Source organism: Microbacterium sp., from assembly GCF_044508325.1.
GTDB lineage: Bacteria > Actinomycetota > Actinomycetes > Actinomycetales > Microbacteriaceae > Microbacterium.
Genome location: NZ_JBIQHX010000008.1, coordinates 20316 through 44886, shown reverse-complemented (window position 1 = coordinate 44886; position 24571 = coordinate 20316). Strand labels below are relative to the sequence as shown.

The 24571-nt window shown below is 73.4% G+C and carries 20 protein-coding genes; 9 read left to right on the top strand and 11 right to left on the bottom strand.

Annotated features, from left to right (window positions below; genetic code table 11):
• Position 1: 1 nt before the first annotated feature.
• The 3 genes from ACIWQI_RS08420 to ACIWQI_RS08410 are packed head-to-tail and all read right to left on the bottom strand — an operon-like array spanning position 2 to position 5159.
• A complete protein-coding gene (locus ACIWQI_RS08420; RefSeq protein ID WP_396656701.1) occupies positions 2 to 2395 on the bottom strand; it encodes a CDP-glycerol glycerophosphotransferase family protein in 2394 nt (797 codons plus the stop codon).
• Between the two features lie 32 nt (positions 2396 to 2427).
• Entirely contained in the window at positions 2428 to 3732 is a 1305-nt protein-coding gene (locus ACIWQI_RS08415) for an O-antigen ligase family protein (RefSeq protein WP_396656700.1), read from the bottom strand.
• Positions 3729 to 5159, bottom strand: coding sequence for an O-antigen ligase family protein (locus ACIWQI_RS08410; RefSeq protein ID WP_396656699.1), 1431 nt, complete (start codon positions 5157 to 5159; stop codon positions 3729 to 3731). Before ACIWQI_RS08410 ends, ACIWQI_RS08415 begins: the two co-directional genes overlap by 4 nt.
• Before the next feature lie 43 nt (positions 5160 to 5202).
• Here ACIWQI_RS08410 and manA point away from each other — a divergent pair, with 43 nt between their 5' ends.
• The 4 genes from manA (at position 5203) to ACIWQI_RS08390 (ending at position 11248) form a co-directional block, all read left to right on the top strand.
• Positions 5203 to 6378 (top strand): mannose-6-phosphate isomerase, class I, encoded by a 1176-nt coding sequence (manA, locus tag ACIWQI_RS08405; protein ID WP_396656698.1) that lies wholly within the window; start codon positions 5203 to 5205, stop codon positions 6376 to 6378.
• Positions 6379 to 6552: 174 nt separating this feature from the next.
• On the top strand, positions 6553 to 6876 hold the full coding sequence (locus ACIWQI_RS08400; protein ID WP_396656697.1) for a WhiB family transcriptional regulator: 324 nt from the start codon (positions 6553 to 6555) through the stop codon (positions 6874 to 6876).
• Positions 6877 to 6944: 68 nt separating this feature from the next.
• The gene (locus tag ACIWQI_RS08395) at positions 6945 to 9836 is read left to right on the top strand and encodes a glycosyltransferase (RefSeq protein WP_396656696.1); all 2892 of its coding nucleotides are present in this window, start codon (positions 6945 to 6947) and stop codon (positions 9834 to 9836) included.
• Positions 9833 to 11248 carry a DUF5719 family protein gene (locus tag ACIWQI_RS08390; RefSeq protein WP_396656695.1) on the top strand — a complete coding sequence of 472 codons (1416 nt, stop codon included), beginning with the start codon at positions 9833 to 9835 and terminating at the stop codon, positions 11246 to 11248. The genes ACIWQI_RS08395 and ACIWQI_RS08390 overlap by 4 nt, the downstream gene beginning before the upstream one ends.
• A gap of 21 nt (positions 11249 to 11269) precedes the next feature.
• On the opposite strand, the gene ACIWQI_RS08385 is transcribed toward ACIWQI_RS08390, so the two are convergent.
• Positions 11270 to 11707, bottom strand: a complete 438-nt coding sequence (locus ACIWQI_RS08385) for a metallopeptidase family protein (protein WP_396656694.1) — start codon at positions 11705 to 11707, stop codon at positions 11270 to 11272.
• Positions 11708 to 11774: 67 nt separating this feature from the next.
• Between ACIWQI_RS08385 and ACIWQI_RS08380 the strand changes: the two genes are divergently transcribed.
• Positions 11775 to 11981: a DUF3499 family protein gene (locus tag ACIWQI_RS08380; protein WP_396656693.1), complete on the top strand. Its 207-nt coding sequence runs from the start codon at positions 11775 to 11777 to the stop codon at positions 11979 to 11981.
• A 48-nt stretch (positions 11982 to 12029) separates the two neighbouring features.
• Positions 12030 to 13496 (top strand): adenosylhomocysteinase, encoded by a 1467-nt coding sequence (ahcY, locus tag ACIWQI_RS08375; RefSeq protein ID WP_396656692.1) that lies wholly within the window; start codon positions 12030 to 12032, stop codon positions 13494 to 13496.
• A 13-nt stretch (positions 13497 to 13509) separates the two neighbouring features.
• On the opposite strand, the gene ACIWQI_RS08370 is transcribed toward ahcY, so the two are convergent.
• Positions 13510 to 14343, bottom strand: coding sequence for an RDD family protein (locus ACIWQI_RS08370; RefSeq protein WP_396656691.1), 834 nt, complete (start codon positions 14341 to 14343; stop codon positions 13510 to 13512).
• A 16-nt stretch (positions 14344 to 14359) separates the two neighbouring features.
• Between ACIWQI_RS08370 and ACIWQI_RS08365 the strand changes: the two genes are divergently transcribed.
• The 3 genes from ACIWQI_RS08365 to katG all read left to right on the top strand — a co-directional run bounded on the left by ACIWQI_RS08365 (position 14360) and on the right by katG (position 18139).
• Positions 14360 to 15355, top strand: coding sequence for a stage II sporulation protein M (locus ACIWQI_RS08365; protein WP_396656690.1), 996 nt, complete (start codon positions 14360 to 14362; stop codon positions 15353 to 15355).
• A gap of 61 nt (positions 15356 to 15416) precedes the next feature.
• Positions 15417 to 15860 carry a Fur family transcriptional regulator gene (locus tag ACIWQI_RS08360; protein ID WP_396656796.1) on the top strand — a complete coding sequence of 148 codons (444 nt, stop codon included), beginning with the start codon at positions 15417 to 15419 and terminating at the stop codon, positions 15858 to 15860.
• Complete coding sequence (gene katG / locus ACIWQI_RS08355; protein ID WP_396656689.1) at positions 15857 to 18139, top strand: catalase/peroxidase HPI; 2283 nt, start codon at positions 15857 to 15859, stop codon at positions 18137 to 18139. Before ACIWQI_RS08360 ends, katG begins: the two co-directional genes overlap by 4 nt.
• A gap of 76 nt (positions 18140 to 18215) precedes the next feature.
• Here katG and aqpZ read toward each other — a convergent pair whose 3' ends face one another.
• From aqpZ to ACIWQI_RS08325, 6 genes are all read right to left on the bottom strand, one after another.
• Positions 18216 to 19022 carry an aquaporin Z gene (gene aqpZ / locus ACIWQI_RS08350; protein WP_396656688.1) on the bottom strand — a complete coding sequence of 269 codons (807 nt, stop codon included), beginning with the start codon at positions 19020 to 19022 and terminating at the stop codon, positions 18216 to 18218.
• 71 nt (positions 19023 to 19093) lie between these two features.
• Positions 19094 to 20407 carry a DUF58 domain-containing protein gene (locus ACIWQI_RS08345; protein ID WP_396656687.1) on the bottom strand — a complete coding sequence of 438 codons (1314 nt, stop codon included), beginning with the start codon at positions 20405 to 20407 and terminating at the stop codon, positions 19094 to 19096.
• Between the two features lie 5 nt (positions 20408 to 20412).
• Positions 20413 to 21438, bottom strand: coding sequence for an AAA family ATPase (locus ACIWQI_RS08340; RefSeq protein WP_396656686.1), 1026 nt, complete (start codon positions 21436 to 21438; stop codon positions 20413 to 20415).
• Positions 21435 to 22586, bottom strand: a complete 1152-nt coding sequence (locus tag ACIWQI_RS08335) for a DUF4350 domain-containing protein (protein ID WP_396656685.1) — start codon at positions 22584 to 22586, stop codon at positions 21435 to 21437. Before ACIWQI_RS08335 ends, ACIWQI_RS08340 begins: the two co-directional genes overlap by 4 nt.
• Entirely contained in the window at positions 22583 to 23239 is a 657-nt protein-coding gene (locus tag ACIWQI_RS08330) for a DUF4129 domain-containing protein (protein ID WP_396656684.1), read from the bottom strand. The genes ACIWQI_RS08335 and ACIWQI_RS08330 overlap by 4 nt, the downstream gene beginning before the upstream one ends.
• Positions 23236 to 24513, bottom strand: a complete 1278-nt coding sequence (locus tag ACIWQI_RS08325) for a hypothetical protein (RefSeq protein ID WP_396656683.1) — start codon at positions 24511 to 24513, stop codon at positions 23236 to 23238. Before ACIWQI_RS08325 ends, ACIWQI_RS08330 begins: the two co-directional genes overlap by 4 nt.
• Positions 24514 to 24571 lie beyond the last annotated feature (58 nt).

Here is a 24571-nt window from a genome sequence, read left to right as displayed (position 1 = left end):
GTCAGCCGACGGCGTCGAGCACGATCCCGGCGATGGCGTCGGCGCACGGCGTCGCCCCGGCCTCGGGCGCGGCGCCGGAGGGAACCTGGACGAACCGGCGCGCGAAGGCCGCGGCGTCCTCCCGGGTCGCCTCGCCCGCGGTCACGGCGGCGACCAGGGCCGGGATGTCGGCGACGATCGGCCCCGGCAGATCGCGCCGGTAGTCGAGATAGAAGTCGCGCGAGGCGAGATACTCGTCGAGGTCCGGCGCGAGGAAGTACGAGGGGATGCCGACCACCGCCGCCTCGTAGAGGGCCGACGAGTAGTCGGTGACGAACGCGTCGGCCACGTGCAGCAGGTCCTGGGTGGAAAAGCCCGGCGCCGTGTCGATCTCGGGCCCGAACCGCCCCGACATGAGCGGGTGCAGCTTGACCACCAGATGCAGTCCCGCCGCGGCGAGCGCGGTCTGCAGCGCCGGCACGTCCACGGTGACGCCGCCGTCGAGGCGGAAGGTCGGCGCGAACACGACGGTGCGCGCCTCGCGCAGGTGCGGGTGCGCGGCCAGCACACGCGCGCGGGTCGCCGCGGCGACCGCGGGATCGCGCAGACGGTCGACACGGGGCAGCGGCGCGACCACGATGTTGTCGACCGGCGTGCCGAACGCTTCGGCGAAGGCGGGCCGGCAGTCCTCGCCGCTGGCGAGCACGATGTCGTAGCCCTCGTGCATGCGCATCGCCTTCGCCAGCCGCGCGTCGCGCCCCTCGGCCTGATCCAGGATCGACAGGCCGAACTTCTTGAACGCACCCAGCGCGTGCCAGATCTGGATCACCGTGAGCGCGTCGCGGTGCCTCAGCACGCTGGCGACGATCGCATACGTGTCGACGACCAGCACCCGCGCGGTGGCGACGTGGTAGAGCTGCGCGAACATGTGCAGCATGTAGCCGAGCTTCGCGACGTAGCCCGGCGGGACCATGCGCACCAGCATGACCACGCGCACCGTCGGATCCCGCCGGGCGATCGCGTCGCGCAGGGCGGCGAAGTCCTCGGGCACCTCCGGGTGCTCGCGGCTGATCATGACCACCTTGCGTCGCACCGGCAGCAGCTTCATCGGGGCGTACACGACGGTCAGGCAGACGCGGGCGACCGCCGCCACGAGCAGCCGGAGCCGCATCGCCCCCGATGCGCGGGTGGGCGCGGGCGCGCTGCCACCGGGTGCGACGGCACTGTGCGCGACGTCGGCGACGGTGGGGTCGGCCGTGCGCGGGGTGCGCAGCACCTCCCGGACGATCCGCTCGCTGGAGGCGCCGTCGCAGGCGCCCATGAACCGGTGCCGGAACGCCTCGTACTCGGGCCCGACCCGGGCTGCGCGGACGGCATCCGCCAGCTGCGCGCGGTCGCGGACCAGCGGCCCGCACACGTACTCGCCGAACGGGTGGTAGAAGTCGCGCTCTGCGGTGTACTCCTCCAGATCGGGGCAGAAGAACACGATCGGGCGGTGCAGCAGCGCGTACTCGAAGATCGTCGACGAGTAGTCGGTGATGAGGACGTCCGCGGCCATCAGCAGCTCGGTGATCTCGCGATCGCGGGTGACGTCGATCACGGAGCGGATGCCGGGGCGCGCCCGGTCGAGCGGGGCGACGAACGGGTGCATCTTCACGAGCAGGGTCCAGTCGTCGCCGAGTTCGGCGGCGAGCCCGTCCCAGTCGACGCTGTCGTAGTCGAACCGGGCGCTGAGCTGCCCGTCGCCGCGGAACGTGGGCGCGTACAGCGCGATGCGCACGCCGTCGGGGATGCCGTGGCGGGCACGGACGGCTGCCCGGGCGGCGGCGACCCGGTCCGCGTCGAAGAAGGCGTCGGTGCGCGGCACGCCGAGCGCGTGCACGCGCGCGATGTCGATGCCGAACGCCTCGGCGTAGTCGGCGCGCACGCCGTCGGCGCTGACCGTCGCGTCGGTGTAGTTGCGGTGGACGAGCGAGCCGGGGATCGGGCCGCCGGTCAGGCCCACCCGGCTCCAGCCGACGCGCTTGAAGGCTCCGGCGGCGTGCCACACCTGCACCAGACGCGTCTCGGGTCGGATCTTGAGGGGGTACACGAGCGGGTAGAAGTCGTCGAGCACGATCGTCTGCGCGCTCGCCAGCAGCCACGGCAGCCGCACGAGGTCGCCGAGGGGCCTGCGGGCGCGCAGGCGGGGCTTGAAGATGCCGATCGCCTCGGCCGAGGCATCCTGCCGACGCAGCTCGTCGCGCAGGAAGGCGAAGTTCCCCGAGAAGTCCTCGCGGGAATCGGACAGGAACACCACGCGCCCCGGGCGCACGCGGACGAGCCTGCGTGCAATCGCGTACTGGACGATGTAGCCGGCGAATCGCCACTTCTGCAGGAAGGGGCTGCGGCGGAGGATGCTGCGAAGGCGGTGCATGCTTCTTTCCGAGAGTGGGCCGACCCGCGATTCTACCGGCCGGGCTCGTGCGGAAGCGCCGGGTCGGGGTCGTCGGCGCCCGCTCTCCACCCGCGTACGAGCGACGACCGCGTCGCGCAGACGACGAGCAGGAACCAGCTGAACCCGTTGAGCACGGCGCTTTCGACCACCGAGTCGGCCAGCAGCGCGATGAGGATGAGCGCCGGCCAGGTGTAGACCGTCGAACGCCGCTCTGACGCGGTCAGCCAGGCGCGGGCGACGGCGACCACGCAGAACACCGTGAACAGGAACCCGCCCACCCAGCCGGCCTGCAGCAGCATGTCGATGAAGGCGTTGAGCGCCGAGGTGTTCTCGCGGCCGGTGACCACCTCGATGCGGATGAACGGCAGATAGCGGTCGGGCCAGGTGCCGAACCAGCCCCAGCCCTGCACCGGTCTCAGCTCCACCATGTCGAGCACCGCGTTCCACAGCTGCGAGCGCCGGAAGAAGTCCGGTGCCGCGTTGAGCCAGTACACGAGCGGACGCCGGAAGACGTAGACGAGCACCGCGCACACCGACAGGACGGCGGCGATCGACAGCTGCAGCGTCCGCCGCGCCTGGGGCGGCGTATGGCGGATGATCGCCAGCAGTGCTGTGGCGACCCCTGCGATCAGGGCGAGGACGAGCACGATCGGCGACCTGGTGAACACGGCGAGGACACCGGCCAGGACGACCGAGAAGACGGTCACCCCCGGCCGCACCGATCGCGTCCGCCACTCGACGAGGAAGGTGATGACCGCGAGCACGGTCACCAGTCCCAGGCGGGTGCGGGTGCCGAACAGGCCCTGGATCGGGCCGCCGTCGGCGAGGTTGCCGCCGACGGCGAGGAAGGGGATCGGCAGATCGATGAGGATGCCGCTGAGCACCTCGATCAGCAGCGATCCGACCAGCATCACCCGCAGCACGTCGCCGGTGGCCCGCACCGTCTGCAGGGTGTCGCGGGTGTGGGCCACGACGATGGCCAGCAGCGCGGTCGCGGCCAGCGCGAGCCATCCCGCCACCGAGTGCCCTGGCGCGTTCGACCAGGCGATCGTGATGAGCAGCCACACCATCAGCAGCAGCAGCGTCGTCGGCGCCAGGCGGACCAGCCGGATCTCGCGGCGGCGCGCGATCATCATCGCGACGCCGATGACGCACAGACCGATGATGATCGCCGAGTACCCCGGAACCCCGGTCAGGCTGACCAGGACGTGCGACCCGAACAGCGCTCCGATCGTGGCCAGCGCGAAGGCCCACGCCATCGTCGACGAGGCGAGCAGCTCCTCGGCGGGCGCGAGCCGTCGGGGCGTGCCGCTCACGGTGCCCGCTCGGCCTGTCGGGGTCGCTCGCCGCGCTCGATCGCAAGGCTCTGCTCGGCAGGCCCCACCCCGATGTGCGGCGACTGCTTCATCTTGAAGGCGAGCAGCGCGATCATGAGCCAGCCCCACTCCATCAGCGGACGGGACTCCGAGATGCCCTGCACGAGCAGCACCGTGGCGGTGAGGGTCGGCAGCAGCGTGAGCGCCGAGTACGGGCGGTCGGCCTTCAGGTCCCACCGCGGCCGGTCGACGGCGAAGAACCAGGACCGCCACGTGAACGCCAGGTACACGAGGACCAGCAGCGCCACCCCGATGGACCCGAGCTGGAAGAAGACGTCGACCCAGACGCTGTGCGCCATGAACACCGTGAGGTCATGGTCGACGATCCAGCCGTCGAACGCCGGCTCCCAGGGCAGCCACGGCGTGCTGTAGCCCCAGCCGACCACGGGGTGCTCCCCGGCGCGCTCGAGCACGGCCGCCCAGATGCCTTCGCGTCCGGTGAGGTCGCCCTCCCGGCCGAGGAAGCCGAGGATCTCGGTGCGGAAGAACCACAGCGCGGTGCCGCCGGCGACGCCGACGACCGCGTACAGCAGGTACCAGCGGGTGCGCTCGCCCGGCCGCCGGGCCGTGCGCATGAGCAGTGCGGTGCCCAGCACCAGCGCCACGGCGGCCCCGCACAGCAGCGAGGTCGCCGACTGGGCGCGCACCAGCAGGAACAGGGCCACGGCCGTCCACGCGATGAGCCACCCGCGGCGCGGCACGACGGCCATGCGGATGCCGAAGACGATGATCGCCATCAGCGCCGCCATCCCCAGCAGGTTCGCGTTGCCCAGGATGCCCTGGATTCTGCCCCCCTCGAACAGCAGCGCACGCGTCCAGTACAGCTCCTTCGGGAAGGGCTCGACCGGGTCGGCGAAGACGGGCAGGATCGGACCGCTCACCAGCGCCGCCCACAGCTCGAAGGCGAGCGAGAGGCCGAGCACCCACTTCAGCGCCGAGGCGATCGACCGGACGATCTCGCGCCAGGTGAGCATGCTCGCCACGAACAGGCCCTGCAGCGTGGTTGCCGCGAGGATCCCCCAGGTGATCAGGGTGGCGTCGAGCCAGTGGGTCCACAGCACCGATGCCAGGGCCCACGCGACATAGAGCAGCGCGAACCAGGGCAGGCGCCGCCAGTCGAAGCGGCGGGCCGCGGCATCGGCTCGGCGCGTCCGGCTGGGCCGCGCCCACAGGAGGATGGTCACCACTGCGAGTGCCCCCACGAGCACGATCAGACCGGCGGGACCGAGCAGGTTGTTCCAGGCGCTGCCGGCGAACGCGGTGAAGACGAGGAACGTGCAGTACGCGCGCAGGAGGAGGTGGCCGGTCGTCTCCCGCATCGGGGCGGTGGGCGGGCGGCTGACGGCGTGCGTGGCGTGGACGGCCATTTCCCCCTCAGGCTACCGTCGCCACCACCCGTACGCTGGGAGGGTGCTCCTGCCCCTGACCAACACCCCGCGCCCCTACGCGTGGGGCTCGACGACGCTGCTCGCGCGCCTGCAGGGGCGCGAGCCCACCGGCCGGCCGGAGGCGGAGCTGTGGTTCGGCGCACACCCCGGTGCGCCCTCGACGGTCGCCGACGGGACGGGGCGCACGCTCGACCGCTGGCTCGCCGACCAGTCGCGGGGTGAGAGCGTCCCCCTCCCGTACCTGCTCAAGCTGCTGGCGATCGCGCACCCGCTGTCGATCCAGGCGCACCCGTCCAAGGAGCAGGCCGCAGCAGGCTTCGCCCGCGAGGAGGCTGCTGGGATCCCGCGGGACGCGCCCGAGCGCAGCTACCGCGACGACAACCACAAGCCTGAGCTCATCGTCGCCGTCAGCGAGACCTTCCGCGCCCTCGTAGGGCTGCGCGAGGTCGCCGCGACACGGCGGCTGCTGGACGCGCTCGGGGATGCGCCCGGCGTGCGGGCGGTGCGGGATCGGCTCGCCGAGGGCGGTGCCGCGCCCGGCGCCCTGCCCCGCTCGCTGGTGCCGTGGCTGCTGTCCGCCGCCGCCGCCGAGGCCGTCGCAGACGTGCGACGCGCCCTGCGCGATGCCCGATCGGACGAGTTCCACCGCGAGCTGGAGCTCGCGCGAAGGCTGGTCGAGGAGCTGCCCGCAGACCCGGGGATCGTCGTCGCGCTGCTGATGAACCTCGTCGTGCTGGAGCGCGGCGAGGGCCTGTTCGTGCCGGCCGGCATGCTCCACGCGTACGTCGACGGACTGGGGGTGGAGGTGATGGCTGCCAGCGACAACGTCCTGCGGGGCGGATTCACCGGCAAGCACGTCGACGTCGCCGAGCTCGGGGCGGTGCTCGACCCCGCGGCCGGGCCCGTCGAGATCGTGCGGCCGGTGCGGCGGGCGGGGGCTGTGGGCGACGTCGCGGACTACCCGGTTCCGGTCGCCGACTTCGCCCTCGCGCGTGTGCGGGCCGAGTTCGGCGCCCCCGCCCAGCTGCACCCGAGGGGCACGGCGATCGCCCTGGCGGTGGCCGGCGAGGTGACGCTCGCCCAGGGGGCGAGCGCGGAGCGGCTGCGGCCCGGCCGCGCGCTGCTGGTCACCTCCGACGATCGGCCGCTGCGCGTGTCCGGCGCCGGCGAGGTCTTCGTGGCGCAGCCCGGTGGCTGAGAGTGTCCGCTCTGCTGCGCGCAGGTCCCGGCGCGTCGTGAACGTTCAATGCAGGGTTGAGGCTTTACCATCCGCCGCTTGACCTGAGCGAATCACACCGGTGTAATTATGAGCACGCGCAAGCGTGGGGCATGCAGGACCAGCAGGACAGCAGGACCAGGGGGTGAGGACGATATGACGGGTTCTCAGTACAGATCAGGCGTACCCGGCGATTGGTTCGTCGATCCTGTCCAGATCGGCGTTCCCGGTGTCCGCCGACCGGCTGTCGCCGAGGACGACGCGCTCGCCTGGCAGACCGACGCCCTGTGCGCCCAGACCGACCCCGAGGCGTTCTTCCCGGAGAAGGGCGGATCCACGCGCGACGCCAAGCGCATCTGCGCGTCGTGCGAGGTCCGCTCCGAGTGCCTGGAGTACGCACTCCAGAACGACGAGCGGTTCGGCATCTGGGGCGGGCTGAGCGAGCGGGAGCGCCGTCGCCTCAAGCGGCGCGCGAGCTGAGCGGCTTGGCCGCTTCGCGGCGTGTGGGCCGCGGCGGGCCGCGCGGCCCCGCCTAGGCTGTCGACGTCATGCCGGTCCCTCTCGGACGCAGCGCCCCCGGGCGCGACAGAGTCCACGCCATCCTGGTCGTGCGTCCCGATGGTCGCACGCCGGCGTCAGCCCATCTCAAACGCACCCTGGCCGCGCTGGAGGCCGGGACCCGGCCGGTCGATGCGCTGACGATCGTGGTCTGCGGCGAGAACGACCTGGTCGCCGAGGTCGCGGCATCCTCTCCGGCGGAGTCCGTCGTGCGCGCACCGGCGGGCACCTCCTATGCTCAGGCGGCGCGTCTCGCGACCCTGCGCGTGGACGAGGCGGCGCACGTCTGGCTGCTCGCGCAGGACACGGCGCCGGAGCCCGAGGCGCTGGCGCTGCTGGCGGGCACCCTCGAGCTGTCCGCGACGGCGGCGGTGGCGGCGCCCAAGCTCGTGCGGTGGGACGACCGGGACCACATCGTGTCGCTCGGCGTGACGATGACTCCGCTCGGCCGTCGCATCACCCTCGCCGACGGCGAATACGACCAGGGCCAGCACGACGGCGACGAGGACGCCCTGGGCGCCGACGTGCGCGGGATCCTCGTGCGCGCGAGCGCGTGGCGGCAGCTGGGCGGCATCGACCCGGCACTGGCAGGGGCCGACGAGGGCCTCGACCTCGGAGTGCGGGCGCGTCTTGCCGGAGGTCGCGTGGCCCTGGTCCCGGCGGCGCGCGTCGCGGTCGCCGGCGACGGGGCGGAGGGGCTGCCCGACCCGACGACGCCGCGCCGCATCCGCCGCGGCGGCTACGCGCGGCGCCGGGCCCAGCTGCACCGCCGGCTCGCCTACGCGCATCCGGCTGCCCTCCCGTTCGTCTGGCTGGCGATCCTGCCCCTCGCGGTCGTGCGCACGATCGGGCACCTGGTCACCAAGGCGCCCGGGCTCATCAGCCCCGAGTGGGCCGCCGCGATCGTCGCGTTCGCACGGCTGGACGCCGTGGCCGCCGCCCGGCGACGTATCGGCGCGCACCGCGCGGCGTCCTGGGGGCAGCTGGACGAGCTGCGCATCCGGCGCTCCGACCTGCGCCGGCGCCTGGACACCGTCGACCCGGACGCCGGGGAGCGCCGCCGCGGCGAACTGCGGTTCTTCTCCGGCGGGGGCGCGTGGACGGTGCTCGGCGCGCTCGTCGCCTCGGTCGCCGCCTTCACCCCGCTGCTCGCGTGGCCCGTGCTCGGCGGCGGCGGACTGCTGCCGCTGTCCGACTCCGTGGCGCAGCTGTGGCGCAGTGCGGGATGGGGTCTGCGTGCCACGGGGCTCGGGGACATCGGCCCGGCAGACCCGTTCGCGGCCGTGCTCGCGGCCGTGGGCAGCCTGTGGCCGGCGAACCCGTCAGCCGCGCTGGTGCTGCTGTGGGTGCTCGCCCTTCCGCTGGCCGTGCTGGGCGGGTGGTTCGCGGCCACCCGCCTCACCGACCGCTCGTCGCTGCGGATCGTGGGCGGTGTCGCGTGGGCGCTGGCGCCGACGTTCCTGGCCGCGCTGAACCAGGGGCGCCCGGGCGCTGTCATCGCCCACCTGCTGCTGCCCTGGCTCGTGTACGCCGGCGCCGTGGCGCAGCGCTCGTGGGTGGCTGCCGCCGCGGCATCTCTCATCCTCGCCGGCGTCGTCGCGGCCGCACCGTCGCTGGTGCCGGCTCTCCTGGTGCTCTGGGTGCTCGCGATCGTGGTCGCTGCGACCACGCGCTCAGGGCGCGGCATGATGCGCATCGTCTGGATCGTCGTGCCCGCGCTCGCGCTGGCGGCGCCGCTGGTGTGGCGCCAGCTGACCGCCGGCAGCCCGCTCGCCCTCCTGGCCGACCCCGGGCTGACCTGGGCAGGCCCCCAGGTCGCGGCCGACGCGTCCGGTCGCGCGGTGCTGGCAACCGGGTTCCCCACCGCCGACCTCGGCGGGTGGGCCCAGGTGCTCGGCGGGGGCGCGCCGTTGTGGTGGGTGCCGCTGCTGCTCACCCCGGTCGCGGTGCTCGCCCTGCTCGCCCCGCTCACGCGCCGGTGGGCGACGGCGTGGGTCCTTCTCGCCGTCGCCGTGCTGGGCACCGGGACCGCGTTCGCCGCCGTCGGGATCTCGGTCGCCGCGGCGCAGTCGCAGGAGGTCGCACTGTGGCCCGGCGCCGGCCTCAGCCTCGCCTGGCTCGGGGTGACCGGCGCGGCGGTGACGACGTTGGACGCGGGCCTGGTAGACGCCGACCGCCGGATGCGCTTCGTGCGGCCGGCGGTCGTCGCCGTCGTGCTCGTGGTGCTCGCCACCGTCGCCGCACCGGCGCTGGGCGCTCTGCACCGCGGCGACGCGCTGCTGGCGGACGGCCCGCGCACGACCCTGCCGGCGTACGTCGCCGCCGAGGGCCGCACCGATCCCGACATCGGGACGCTCGTGATCACCCCGCAGGCCGACGGAGCCGTCGCGGCGCAGGTCGTGTGGGGGCAGAGCGAGACGCTCGATGGGCAGTCGACCCTGAGCACGACGCGGACCGCGCCGAGCGCGGCCGACGAGCAGATCGCCGCCCTGACCGCCGACCTCGTCGCATCGAGCGCACCCGGTGTGGTCGAGGAGCTCACCGCCACCGGGGTGGCCTTCGTGCTGCTGGCCCCCTCCGCAGAGCCCGAGTCGATCCCGGCGCGCACGACCCGCCTGCGCGCGGTGACCGCGATCGACCAGCGCGAGCAGCTGGATGCCGTCGGCTCGACCTCGCGCGGTCTGCTGTGGCGCGCCGTCGACCCCGCCGCGGCGCGGCCGGGGATGGACGACGAGCAGCGCGCCACGGCGCGCTGGATCGCCGGGGGGCAGCTGGCGGTGTTCGCCGTGGCGGTGCTGCTGGCCGTGCCCACCGCCGCATCCCGCCGCGCGGCGCGGCTCACACCGCGCACCGTCGGGCAGGTCCACCGGGAGGAACGATGAACGAGGCCCGGCGAGTGCGCTGGTTCGCCACGGGAGCCCGGGCGGCCACCGGCGCCGTGCTGTCGGCGGGCGCAGTGGTGGCCGTCGCCGTGGCCGTCGCGGGGCCCTGGCCCATCGTGGCGCACGAGCCGGTGGCGGTGAGCGCCGTGCCCACCCCCTCGGACACGATCGCCGTCTGCGACGGCGGGATCCTCGTGGCGGGGCGGGCGGCAGACCGGGCGGATGAGATCGCCGTCGCCGCCGTCCAGACGCCGCTGGTGGGCGCAGAGGGCGCGTTCGAGGAGCGGGCGCTGACCGCCGACGGCGTGGCCGGGCTCCCGGGCGTTCCGGCGTTCACCGCTGCGCCGGTCGGCGACGCGGCGGTGCCGCTCTCGGCGGCCGCGGCCGGCCGCGTCGGCGCCGACGACATCGCCGGTTTCGCCGTGGACGCGTGCCGCACGCCGCTTTTCGACTCGTGGCTGGTGGGCGGGTCGACCCGCACCGGCGAGACCGATCTGGTCGTGCTGGCGAACCCGGGCGACGTGGCCGCGACGGTGGAGCTCACCGTCTTCGGGGTGAACGGGCCCGATGTGCCCCCGGGCGGCAGCGGAGTGGCTGTGCCGGCGCGCTCGCAGATCGTCATTCCGCTGTCCGGGCTGGCGCGCGGACAGGACAGTCCGGTCCTGCGCGTGACGGCGTCGGGAGCCCCGGTGCGGGCCAGTCTGCAGTCGAGCATCGTCCGCACCCTCGCACCCGGAGGCGTCGACCAGCAGAGCGTCGTCGCCGTGCCCGCCCGGATCCAGGTGATCCCCGGTGTCGTCGTCACCCGGAATCAGCCCAGGGGCGGGACGATGGAGAGCACGACCGTCGCACGGCTGCTCGCACCGGCGGGGGACGGCCAGGCGCAGGTCACCGTGACCGCCATCGGCCGTGCCGAGCCGGTGCTCGGTCCGATCCAGGTTCCGCTCACAGAGGGGGTTCCGGTCGCACTGGAGCTGCCGGGACTGGCGATCGGCTCGTACGCGGTGACCGTCGAGGCGACCGTCCCCGTCGTATCCGCCGTGTGGCAGACGACCGGCTTCGGCCAGGGCGACGACTTCGCCTGGATGACCGCCGCGCCCGAACTGGTCCGGCCCACGCTCATCGTCGTGCCCTCCGGCCCGCTGCCGCGTCTGCACCTGGTCAATCGCGGCGACAGCGACGTCTCCGTCCAGGTGCGGCTTATCGAGGGGGCGGGCGCTGACGCCACCGTCTCGGTCCCCGGCGGGGGAGCGGCGGCCGTCCCGATCGCGCGCGACACCGTCTGGGAGATCGATCCGGGCGCCGCGGAGGGCGTCTACGGCCAGGTGACGATGTCCGGGACCCGCACGCTCGCCGGCTATGCGATCTGGCCGTCGGACGCGGCAGCGGATCCCGTCACCGTGTACCCGTAGGCGGAAGCGGCGCGACCCCGCTCAGAAGTAGCGGAAGCGCTCCGGCCCGAGATCCCACGGGTCGCGATCGAGATACTCGGCGGCCGCCCGGAAGACCGCGCCCTCGATGTGCATGCGACGGTGGAAGTCGTCGTTGCGGTGGAGGTGACCCAGACGCTGCAGCGGCAGCCGGTACAGCACGATGCGCTTCTCGTCGGGCAGCACCTGCCATCGCGGGATCCCGTGCTCGGGGTCGGCGCCGGGCGGCATGTCGGCCAGTTCGAAGCGCACCTCGCGCAGCTCCGGCCATGCCGACCGCAGGAACTCCGACACGCTGCCGACGGTGAAGTCGAACCGGTCGATGCGGGTGTCCAGCGGCGGCAGCGGCGGTCGCACCACCGCGCTGCGGCCGGTGCGGCCGTGCCTGCCGTGCCGCGGCGGCCGGCCGCGGCGGGCTGTGCTCTCGCGGCGCCGGCGCATGATCTCATCCTAAGAGCCCGGCGAGGCGCGGGTGCCGTGGCCGCGCCTGCCGCTAGCGTGGTCGGCGATGCGCGACAGACTCTGCTCCAAGGTGGCCTGCGCCCGCGAGGCCGTGTCCACGCTGACGTTCGACTACGACGATCAGATGGCGGTGATCGGCCCGCTCGGCGGGCTCGAAGACCCGCACGCGCACGACCTGTGCGCGATCCATACCGAGCGACTCTCCGTGCCGCGCGGCTGGGTGGTCGTGCGGCACGAGACCCTGCGCGCGTAGCGGGCGGCGTCCGGGCGGCATCCACCGCCCGCGTGGGAGAATGGGCGGATGTCGACCACCGCACCCGCGCGCACCGTCACCGACTTCGCCGTCGCCGATCTCTCCCTCGCCGAGGCGGGCCGCCATCAGATCCGCCTGGCCGAGAACGAGATGCCGGGCCTGATGGCCCTGCGCGCGGAGCACGGCGCCGCGCAGCCCCTGGCCGGCGCCCGCATCGCCGGATCGCTGCACATGACCGTCCAGACCGCGGTGCTCATCGAGACCCTCGTCGCGCTGGGCGCGCAGGTGCGCTGGGCCAGCTGCAACATCTTCTCGACGCAGGACGAGGCCGCCGCCGCGGTCGTCGTGGGTCCGCACGGCACGGTGGACGCGCCCGCGGGGGTGCCGGTGTTCGCGCACAAGGGCGAGACCCTCGAGGAGTACTGGGACTTCGCGGCCCGCATCTTCGACTGGTCGGCCGAGGGCTTCGACGGGCCCAACATGATCCTCGACGACGGCGGCGACGCGACGCTGCTCGTGCACAAGGGCGCCGAGTTCGAGAAGGCCGGTGCCGTGCCCGAGGCGACCGCAGCCGACCCGCACGAGCTGCGCGTGATCCTGGATCTGCTGCGCGCGAGCCTCGCCGCCGATCCGGCGCGCTGGACGCGGACGGCCGCCGGCATCCTCGGCGTCACCGAGGAGACCACCACCGGGGTGCACCGGCTCTACGAGCTCGCGGCGGCGAACGGGCTGCTGTTCCCGGCGATCAACGTCAACGACTCGGTGACCAAGTCGAAGTTCGACAACAAGTACGGCATCCGCCATTCGCTGCCCGACGGCATCAACCGCGCCACCGACGTGCTCATCGGGGGCAAGACGGCGTTCGTCGTCGGCTACGGCGACGTGGGCAAGGGCGCCGCGGAGGCGCTGCGCGGTCAGGGCGCGCGGGTCATCGTGAGCGAGATCGACCCGATCTGCGCGCTGCAGGCGGCGATGGACGGCTACCAGGTCGCGCGGCTGGACGACGTGATCGGCGAGGTCGACCTCGTGATCACCGGCACCGGCAACAAGGATGTCGTGACCGTCGACCACATCCTGGGAATGAAGCACCTGGCCATTGTCGGCAACGTGGGCCACTTCGACAACGAGATCGACATGGCGGGCCTCGAGGCGCTTCCGGGTGCCGAGCGGGTGGAGATCAAGCCCCAGGTGCACGAGTGGCGGCTTCCCAACGGCCGTAGCGTGCTGGTGCTGAGCGAGGGACGGCTGATGAACCTCGGCAACGCGACAGGGCATCCGTCCTTCGTCATGAGCGCCTCGTTCACCAACCAGGTGCTCGCCCAGCTCGAGCTGTACACGCGCACCGCGCAGTACCCGGTCGGCGTGCACGTGCTGCCCAAGGCGCTCGACGAGAAGGTCGCGCGCCTGCACCTGGACGCCCTCGGCGTGCAGCTCACCGAGCTCACACCCGAGCAGGCCGACTACATCGGCGTGCCGGTGGAGGGGCCGTACAAGCTCGACCACTACCGGTACTGAGCCGCTCGCGGACTCACCCGCCGCGCACGCCGCCGAGGCCGGCGGTGAGCGCGGCGACACGCTGATCCTGCAGCCGCAGCGCGTCGTACTCGCGGTCGCGGCGCACCGCCGCGACCGCGCGCACGAGCACCTCGGGCGGCACGGCGGGAACGGGAGCGACGAAGGGCGCAGCCTCCGCGGCCAGCGACTGGGCCAGGCGCGCCCGCGCGCTCGGATCCATGGCCGACGCCTCGCGTGCGAACTGCGAGATGCGGCGGGCGAGGCGGTCGGGCAGGCGCGCGACATCCGCCACCGCCGCCCACCCCTCCAGGCCCGCGGGCAGCCCCGGTGCGGGGTCGGGCAGCCGCGGCGCGCGGGTGCGCTCGCTGTAGGTGCCGGCCATGAGGTCGCCCAGTCGCTGCGAGCGGGGTGTGAACGCCCCCACCAGCAGGGCCACCGCACCCACCGTCAGGTAGATCTCGAGCACGCCGACCAGGGCGCGGATCAGCGCCTGCCGGAAGCCGGAGGCGCCGCCGTCGGCGCGCACGATGCGCCCGCCGACGGCCAGCTTGCCGAGGCTGCGTCCGCCCGAGGCGGTCTCGACCGTGGTCGGGAGGACGACCGTGACGAGCACGAGCGTCACGATGAGGGCGATCTGCAGCGTCGCGGACGACAGCGCGCCCTGCCCCGCCAGCGTGCCGAGCAGGAGTGCGGCGCCGAGCATCAGGGCGACGGCGATCAGCACGTCGATCAGCGCGCCGACCACGCGCAGGAAGTAGCCGAGCGGCTGCACATCCAGGGCGACGGCCTCGCCGGTGAGCACCTCGTCCTGGCGGATCTCCACGAGCACGGGGGGTCCGGCGGCCATGGGTACAGTGAACCACATGGACCTCGACGCGCTCACCGCTGCGCGGCGCGGGGAGTGGGCACGGCTGGACGAGCTGTCGCGCACCCGCGCGCTGAGCGGGCCGGAGGTCGACGAGCTCGTCGCCCGGTACCGCTCGGCATCCGCCGATCTGGCCGACCTGAAGACCTCGGCGGGGCGCACCGCGACCGGCGACCACGTGTCGACCCTGCTCGGGCGGGCCCGGCTCCGGCTGACGGCCGGCACCGAGAATCCGCTGCGGCGGCTGCCTCGGTTCTTCGCGCGCCAGCTTCCCGCGGCGCTGTACCGCGTGCGGTGGACGACGCTCGGCGTCGCGCTGGGCTTCGTGGCCGTCGGCGCCCTGGTGGCGACATGGATCGCGGGGGACCCGGCCGTGCTGGCGGCCCTCGGCTCGGAGGCCGAGCTGGAGCAGTACGCCGAAGAGGACTTCACCGGCTACTACTCCGAGAATCCGGCGGCCGTGTTCGCGGGCCAGGTCTGGACCAACAACGCGTGGATCGCCGCGCAGTGCGTCATGTTCGGGATCACGGGCCTGTGGCCGGTCTACGTCATCGTGCAGAACGCCGTGGGCGTCGGCGCCGCCGCGGCGGTGCTGTTCGCTTTCGACCACGGCGACGTGTTCTTCGCGTCGATCCTGCCGCACGGGCTGCTCGAGCTCACGAGCGTCTTCGTCGCCGCAGCGGCCGGTCTGCACGTGTTCTGGGCGTGGGTGGCTCCCGGGCGGCGCACCCGCGGCGCGGCGCTCGCGGCGGCCGGGAGGTCCATGGCGACCATCGTCGTCGGACTCGTGCTCTCGCTCGCGCTCTCGGGCGTCATCGAGGGCTACATCACCCGCCAGCCATGGCCGGCCTGGGTGAAGATCGGCATCGGCGCCGCCGCCCTGGGCCTGTTCCTCGCGTACATGCTGATCCTGGGCCGCCGCGCCGCGCGCGACGGTGAGACGGGCGATCTCACCGAGGACGAGGCGGGCACGCCGCAGCTCGTCGCAGGCTGACGCTTCTTTTGTCTTTCTCAAAACAAGCGGTAGAATGGATGCCGTGACCACACCGCCCGCCATGCTCGACGCGACCGCCGCGATCCGCGGCGCCGGGCTGCGCGTCACCGAGCCGCGTCGCGCCGTGTACGACGCGCTGAGTGCCGGTGCGCACGCCAGCGCGGAGGAGATCTTCGCGCGCGTGCAGCCGCACCTGCCGGGCACGAGCGTGCAGTCGGTGTACAACGCCCTCGGCGACTTCGCCGAAGCGGGTCTCGTGCGCCGGATCGAGCCGGCCCGCCACCCGATGCTGTTCGAACTGCATCACGGCGACAACCACCACCACCTGGTGTGCACGCACTGCGGCGCCGTCAGCGACGTCGCCTGCGTCGTCGGCGCCGCGCCGTGCCTGGACCCCTCCGATGCGCAGGGCTTCCGCGTGCATGAGGCGGAAGTGACTTTCTGGGGCACGTGTCCGGCGTGCGCCCCTGCTGAATCCACCACTCATGAAGAAGGGACATCATGACCGACAACCTCATCGACCGGTCCGAAGGCGTCGTCCCGACGCCCACCGACGAGGAGCAGGAGGTGGCACAGGAGCAGGCTGCCGACGCCTGCCCCGTCATCCACGCCCAGCCTCACCCGACCGCCGGCGACGCGAACCAGGTGTGGTGGCCCCAGCGCCTCAACCTGCGCATCCTCGCCAAGAACCCGCCCGCGACCAACCCGCTGGGCGAGGAGTTCGACTACGCGAAGGCGTTCGAGCAGGTCGACCTCGACGAGCTGAAGGCCGACATCATCGAGGTGCTCACCACCCCGCAGGACTGGTGGCCGGCCGACTTCGGCCACTACGGCCCCGCCATGATCCGCATGGCCTGGCACAGCGCCGGAACCTACCGCGTGACCGACGGCCGCGGCGGCGGCAACTCCGGCCAGCAGCGCTTCGCGCCGCTGAACAGCTGGCCCGACAACGTCGGTCTCGACAAGGCGCGCCGGATCCTCTGGCCGGTCAAGAAGAAGTGGGGCAAGTCCGTCTCCTGGGCCGACCTCATGATCTACGCCGGCAACGTCGCCATGGAGCACATGGGCTTCAAGACCTTCGGCTTCAGCGGCGGCCGCGTGGACGCGTGGGAGCCGGACGACGACGTGTACTGGGGCTCGGAGACCAGCTGGCTGGCAGACGAGGGTCGCTACACCCCGGGCGAGAAGCGAGACCTGGAGAACCCGCTCGCCGCGACCCAGATGGGCCTTATCTACGTGAACCCGGAGGGCGTCGGCGGCAACCCCGACCCGCTGGAGCTGGCGCACGACATCCGTGAGACGTTCGCCCGCATGGCGATGGACGACGAAGAGACCGTCGCACTGATCGCCGGCGGCCACACCTTCGGTAAGACCCACGGCGCCGGGCCCGCCGACCTGGTCGGTCCCGCGCCCGAGGACGCTCCGATCGAGCAGATGGGCCTCGGCTGGAAGAACGCGTACGGCACCGGCAAGGGCGACGACCAGACGGCGAGCGGCCTGGAGGTCACGTGGACCTACCACCCGACGCGCTGGGACAACGAGTTCTTCCACATCCTGTTCGCGTACGAGTGGGAGCTCATGGAGAGCCCCGCGGGTGCCAAGCAGTGGCGGCCGAAGAACGGCGCCGGCGCCGACATGGTGCCGATGGCGCACGACCCGTCCAAGCGTCGCGAGCCCCGCATGCTGACCAGCGACCTGTCGCTGCGCTTCGACCCGATCTACGGGCCGATCTCCCAGCGCTTCCGCGACGACCCCGAGGCGTTCGCCGACGCGTACGCCCGTGCCTGGTTCAAGCTGACCCACCGTGACCTGGGCCCGTCGAGCCGCTACGTCGGAAAGCTCGCGCCGACGGAGGAGCTCATCTGGCAGGACCCGGTGCCGGCCGTCGACCACGAGCTCATCGACGACGCGGACGCCGCGGCCCTGAAGGCCGAGATCCTCGCGTCGGGGCTCACGGTCTCCGAGCTGGTCGCCACGACCTGGGCGGCGGCGGCCTCGTACCGTCACTCCGACAAGCGCGGCGGCGTCAACGGCGCCCGCATCGCGCTCGCCCCGCAGAAGGACTGGGAGGCGAACAACCCCGAGCGCACCGCGAAGGTGCTCGACGTGCTGCGCGGCATCAAGGAGCGCTTCGACGGCGCGAACGGCGACAAGAAGGTGTCGCTGGCCGACCTCATCGTCCTCGCCGGCAACGCGGGGGTCGAGCAGGCCGCGAAGGAGGCCGGCCACGACATCGTCGTGCCGTTCCGCCCCGGCCGCACCGACGCCACGCAGGAGAAGACGGACGTGCACTCGTTCGGCTATCTCGAGCCGGCCGCCGACGGGTTCCGCAACTACACCGGTCCGCTGGCTGCGGCCTCTGGGCTCCCCGCCGAGCACCTGCTCGTCGACAAGGCGAACCTGCTCAACCTCACGGCGCCCGAGATGACGGTGCTCGTGGGCGGACTGCGCGTGCTCGACACCAACTGGGACGGATCTCGCTACGGCGTGCTGACCGACCGGCCGGGCGTGCTGACGAACGACTTCTTCGTCAACCTGCTCGACATGGGCACCGAGTGGAAGGCGCTGGACCCGGGCTCGCACGCGTTCCAGGGCAGCGACTGCGTCACCGGCGAGAAGAAGTGGGTCGCCACCCGCGCCGACCTCGTGTTCGGCTCGAACTCTGAGCTGCGCGCGGTCGCCGAGGTGTACGGGGCCGACGACGCCGGCGACAAGTTCGTCCAGGACTTCGTCGACGCGTGGGTGAAGGTCACCGAGCTCGACCGGTTCGACCTGCACCGCTGACACAGCGACGAAGCGGCCCGTCCCCAGGCAGGGGGCGGGCCGCTTCCGCGTGCGGGGATGCCGCAGGCACCCCGTGCTACGAGCCTCGGCGGTCGAACAGCGCGTTGTTGATCCAGCCGGCGAGGAGTCCGCCGACGAGGGGGAACACGATGAACACCCACAGTTGGATGAGGGCGTCCGGGCCGCCGTAGATCGCCGCGGCGATCGAGCGGGCCGGGTTCACCGACGTGTTGTCGATCGGGATCATCACCAGGTGGATGAGCGTCAGGGTGAGACCGATCGCGAGGCCCGCCATGATCGGCGTGCCGCGCTTGGCGTGGGTCACGCCGAGGATCACGAGCACGAAGATCGCCGTGAACAGGATCTCGCCGATGATCGCGGCACCCAGCCCGAACCCGCCGGGGGAGTGCTCGCCGAACCCGTTGCTGGCGAACCCGCCGGCCTGCGCCTGCTGCAGCCAGTTGCCGGGGCCGAACAGCCCGATGAGCACCAGCAGGGTCGTGCCCACCGCGCCGCCGATGATCTGCGCGACGATGTAGCCGCCCACATCCCGCCACGGGAAGCGGCCCGCCGCGGCCAGTCCGACGGTGACGGCGGGGTTGAAGTGGCCGCCCGAGATCGGGCCCCACGCGTAGATGCCGGCCATGACCGTCAGGCCGAACGCGAGCGCGACGCCGAGGAAGCCGATCGCCTTGATCGAGTCGTCGGTGCCGATGCCGAACGTCGCCGCGAACAGCGCGGCGCCGAGCGAGCCGAACACGAGGAGGAACGTGCCCAGCGCCTCCGCGGTCAGCCGGGCGGCCAGCGAAGGCCCGGCGGGAGCGGGGGTGTGATCGATCGGGGTCGGTGTGGCGGAGGATTCAGGACGGGGGTCGTTTGTCATGACGGACTCCTTTCCGGCGCTCACACTATCGGCGCGCACCCGGGGGCGGCGACGGCAGGCGGCGTGTCGGGTCAGAGCCGGCCGGCGGCCTTGAGCTCGAGATAGCGGTCGGCGATGCGCGGCGCAAGCCCGTCCGGTCCGGCGGCGATGGCGTCGCCGCCGGCGCGCGCGACGGCCCCGGCGACCTCCTCCGCATCGCGCAGGGTGCGCTCGGCGGCAGCGGCGCGGTGCACCTCCTCGGCGGTGGACCGCGCCGCGATCAGGTCGTCGAGGGCGGTGTCGGTGACGGTGCCGACGACCAGGCGCGCCCCGCGTGCGACCAGCCCCAGCGACCCGAGGAATCCGCGCGCCGACTCCACCGAATCCTGCGCGGTGAGCACCACGACCAGAGACGGACGGGAGGTGAGGCCGCGCACCTGCGCGAAGGCGCCGTCCCAGTCGGTGTCGATGAGCTGGGCCTCGACGGGCGCCATGGCGTCGACGAGGGCGGGAAGCAGTGCCGGTCCGTCGACCCCGGTCACCCGCGCCCGGACCACGCGGTCGTACATCACCAGGTGCACGTGGTCGCCCGCCCGGCCGGCGAGGGCCGCCAGCAGCAGCGCGGCCTCCATCGCCGCATCCAGCCGCACCCCGTCGCCGACCCGCGCGGCCGCTGTGCGGCCGGTGTCGACGAGGATCACGACGTGGCGGTCGCGCTCGGGCCGCCAGGTGCGCAGCATCGTGCTGCCGGCGCGGGCGGTGGCCCGCCAGTCGATCGACCGCACGTCGTCGCCGCGCACGTACTCGCGCAGCGAGTCGAACTCGGTGCCCTGGCCGCGCACCTGCACGCTCGTGCTCCCGTCGAGCTCGCGCAGCCGGGCCACGCGCGAGGGCAGGTGCCGGCGCGCGGTGAACGGGGGCAGCACGCGCACCGCGCCGTGCGCGTCGATCCGGGCCTGCCGGCCGGCGAGCCCCAGCGGTCCCGTGGCGCGCACGACGATGAACCCGGAGGTGCGCTCGCCGCGACGCCGAGGGCGCAGGGGCACGTCGACGCGGCGGCGCTCGCCGGGCGGCACATCCACCGGCATCCGCTGCTCCGGCGCCCCGGCTGTGGGCTGCCAGGCGTCGCGGACGAGGCCCCGTACGCGCCGGGAGCCCTCGTTGGTGAGCCACAGGTGCGTCTCGACCCGTTCGCCCAGCCGGGCGCGGGACGGCAGCCGGCGGTCCACGCGGAGCCGTTCGGGGTCGCCCGCAGCCGCGACATCGGCCACCGCCGGCGCCGCGCACAGCAGCAGCCAGCAGCCGGCGACGAGCCAGGCGTCGACTCCCGCCGCCGACAGCAGCACAACGGGCACGACGCCCAGGCCCGTGAGCAGGGCGAGTCGACCGGTGACGAAGACGCTCATCGTGCTCAGATCGGCACGCGCGTCTGCTGCAGCACCGACCGCAGGATCGCGTCGACCGAGACGCCCTCTATCTCAGCCTCGGGCCGCAGCCGGATGCGGTGGCGCCACACCGGCACGAGCATCGTCTGCACGTGGTCCGGCGTGATCGCGGGGTATCCGCCCAGCCACGCCCATGCCTTCGCGGCGGCCAGCAGCGCGGTCGAGGCGCGCGGGCTCACGCCCAGCTGCACCGACGGGCTCTGCCGCGTCGCCCTGGCCAGGTCGACCACGTACGCGAGGACGTCGTCGGTGACGGTGACCGATGCCGCGGCCCGCTGGGCGGCGTGGATGTCGTCGGCCGTGATGACGGCTTCGATCCCCGCCCCGGAGAGGTCGCCGGGGGAGAACCCTGCCGCGTGGCGGCGCAGCACGTCGATCTCGGCGTCGCGCACCGGGATGTCGACGATGAGCTTGAGCAGGAACCGGTCCAGCTGCGCCTCGGGCAGCGTGTACGTCCCCTCGTGCTCGATGGGGTTCTGCGTCGCGGCCACCAGGAACGGGTCCGGAAGCGGGCGGGTCACACCGTCCGTGGAGACCTGCCGCTCCTCCATCGCCTCCAGCAGCGCCGCCTGCGTCTTCGGGGGAGTGCGGTTGATCTCGTCGGCGAGCACGACGTTGGTGAACACCGGACCCTCGCGGAACTCGAACTCGCCGGTGCGCGCGTCGTAGACGAGCGACCCCGACACGTCCCCGGGCATGAGGTCCGGTGTGAACTGGATGCGCTTGGTGTCCAGTCCCAGCGCACGGCTGAAGGCCCGCACGAGCAGGGTCTTGGCCACTCCCGGCACCCCCTCCAGGAGCACGTGACCGCGCGCGAGCAGGGCGATGAGCAGGCCCGTGACCACGCCGTCCTGCCCCACGACGGCCTTGCCGACCTCCAGGCGCACCCGGTTCATCCCCTCGCGCAGGGCGTCGCGGGAGGCCGGGTGCGGGTCGACCGGGTCGACCGGGGCGTCGGGCACGGTCGCGTCGGGCACGGTGGGATCGGTCATGGATCGGTCCTTTCGAGGTGGACGGAGGCTCGCACCGCCGCTTCGAGGTCGCGCAGGCGGTCGCTGGCGGCCAGCAGCTGGGCGTCGGTGGCGGGGATGTCTTCGATGAGGATGCCGCGCACGACCTCGCGCGGCGCCCCGAGGCGGTCGGCGGCGGCGTCGGAGATCTCGGCCGGCGCCGCGGCGGGGCCCAGGCCCACCAGGCGCGCGATGCGGCGGAGCGCTCCGTCGCGCAGCGCGTCGAGCGTGTGCGCGGCATCGCGCGAGCGCGCGTAGAGGTGGGCCCGACCGGCCATCGTCTCCGCAGCGCGCACGGTGACGGGCAGACGCTCGGCCACGAGCGGCCCGAACCGGCGTCCGCGCCAGATCGCCGCGACCGTCGCCGCGCACAGCAGCAGCACGATGGCGGGAGTCACCCACGGCGGAGTGAGCTCGCCGAGCGTGGGCACGGCGGTGCCGGCGTCCGCGTCCGCGGGCGAGGGCAGATACCAGACCAGGTGCGCGCTCGCGCCCATGAGCCCCAGTGCGAGGGCGGCGGCACCCTCGTCGGCGAGGTGGTCGTTGCTGAACAGCTCCGCCCCGTCGACGGCGGCGAACCGGTCGTGCACCACCAGTGCGTAGCCATCGTCCGCCGGGTAGCAGCCGACGACCCCGGCCGGCGCCGTGAAGAGCGCGCCGGGGCTCACCGGCCCTGCGCGCGCCGCATCGGGGTCGGCGCAGTCCGGTGCCACCGCACCCTCGGCGGCGACACCGGCCGGCTCTGCGCCGCCCAGCAGCACGCGCAGGTCGCGGCTGCCCGGATCCAGCAGCACCACCCGGCCCGCGTCCGCGGTCACCGCGCGCAGCGCGTCGTCGGAGAGGAAGGCCGTCGAACCGAGCACGAGGGTGTCGCCGGGAGCGAGGGCGGCCTCGGCGGCCGGGCGGTCGCGCACGACCGTGACCTCGACCCCCTGGGACCGCAGGACCTGGGCGAGCGCCCGCGTTCCCGCCGGGCCGGGGCTGTCGGGATCGAGGGCGCCCCGCTGAGACCACTGCAGCGATGCGGTGACCGCGGCGCCGGCGCCTCCGACGACGAGCAGGACGACGGCGATCGCCACCCACGCCCACACCCGGCGGGTGCGCGCCGGCGGCGCGGCGACGCCGGTCACACGAACTCCGGGATGTCGGCGAGCTGCAGCGGGCGGTCGTGGATCAGCGCGTCATCCACCTCGGCGACCAGCCGGTAGAGCTCGGGCGTGCCCGGCCTGCGCAGATAGCGCACGTCGTCGAACGCCGCCGCCGCCTCCTCGAGGCGGGCGCTGTGCCCGGGGAACGCCCGCCTCGCCTGGCGCGCGAAGGCGTGCACCGTGGCGCCGGGGAGCGGATCGATCACGCCCCGCTCGGCGAGGCCGCGGGCCAGCCCCCGGAATCGGAGCACGATGGCCGCGACCCAGTCCTGGTCCGCCGCCCGGGCGGCGGCCTCGGCGCGCAGCTCGGCCGCCGAGGTCTCGGCGGCGGAGAACAGGCCGGCATCCTGCGGGCGGGAGCGGCGCAGGGCTCGCGGGCGTCCCCAGATGAGGAACGCGGCGACCACCAGCGCGACGGCTACGACGACCAGCACGACCGCCAGCAGTCCGTCCCAGCCGACGGGAAGCCGGCTGCTGAACAGGTCTGCGATGAAATCGCCGACCGCCCGGGCGACGCGGTCCCACGCAGTCGGCTCGGTGATCGCGTACTCCGGGCGGGACAGCTCCTGCTCCGCCCAGCGCCGGGCCTCGTCCGGGTCGGGGACGAGCGGCGGCGCGGCAGGCCAGGTGCTCACGGGCGCTCGCGCCCCTCGTCGGGGGAAGCCCCGGGCGCGGCCCACTGAGTCGGAGCCGGGGGAGTCGGAGCCGGGGGAGTCGGAGCAGCGACGGGCGGGACGGGCGCGGGCGGCGGTCCGGCCGGGGGCGCCCAGCCCGCCGGGGGCGCATAGACGCCCGGCGCCGCGTTTCCGTACGGCGGGTACGGGTATGCCGGAGTCGGCGAGTACGCGGGCCGCGCAGGGTGCGGGCGCTCCGGGTGGGGCGTGTACGGGTCGGGCAGATCGCGCTCGCCGGCATCCCGCCTCTCGACGTAGGCCAGCAGGTCGATGTCCAGTCCCTCACGCCGCATGCGGCAGTCGATGTAGATGAGCGTGGTGGCCGTCGCCTGGACGACGATGCCGATCGCCTGCACGAGCAGGATGACCGCCTCGGTCAGCAGCGTCGCGACGATGAGGCTCACGATGGCGGCGCCGGTCGCCTCCCCGGTCGGGGTGACGATCGTCGAGATGAGGGTGCTCGCCAGGCTGAACGGGATGCTCACGACCTGGGCCAGCACCGAGATCGACACCGAGATGATGACGATGACGCCCAGCGCCACCCAGAACCGTCCCCGGATGAGCACCCACGAGCGGGCGATCGCGCCGCGGATCGTCGTCTGCTCCAGCACGATCGCCGCCGTGACCAGCGACAGCTTCGTGGTGAGCCACAGGCCCAGCGGGATCGCGCCCAGCAGGAACAGGATGCCGAGCAGCACCGCCCCGACCACGCCCCCCGGGCCGGTCGAGCCGATCGCGAACAGGGCGAGGGCGGCCAGGCCCACCCCGATCGTCACGGCCACCGCCAGCAGCAGGGTGTATCCGAGCAGCCGCCAGAACACCGGCCTGACCCGTGTCCACAGCTGCCCGAGCGTCTGCTTCTCGGCGACGACCTCGCGCGACACCTCGGCGACGACCACGCCCTGCACGATGACGCTCAGCGCGGTGACCGCGATGCCGAGCACGACGCCGGCGACGACGGTCAGGGCGATCGAGCCCGCGAGGACGGCGTCCCAGTCGTCGCTGCCGGGCCGCAGGGTGTCCAGTCGTGAGAACGACCACAGCGCCACGCCGCCCAGGGCGACGATCATGATCAGATAGGCGGCCACCTGCGTGCACAGGGCGAACCCGAGCAGCACCTTCGGGTTCTGGCGCAGCGCGGTGAACGACCGGCCGAGGATCGTGCCGAACCCCAGCGGGTGCAGCGGGATGATCCCGGGGCGGGCGGCGGGCGTCCAGGCGGGGTAGGCGGTCACGCCTCCAGTGTCACACGCGGCGCCCGGGGCCACGGCATCCTCCGGGCCTTCTTCCGCG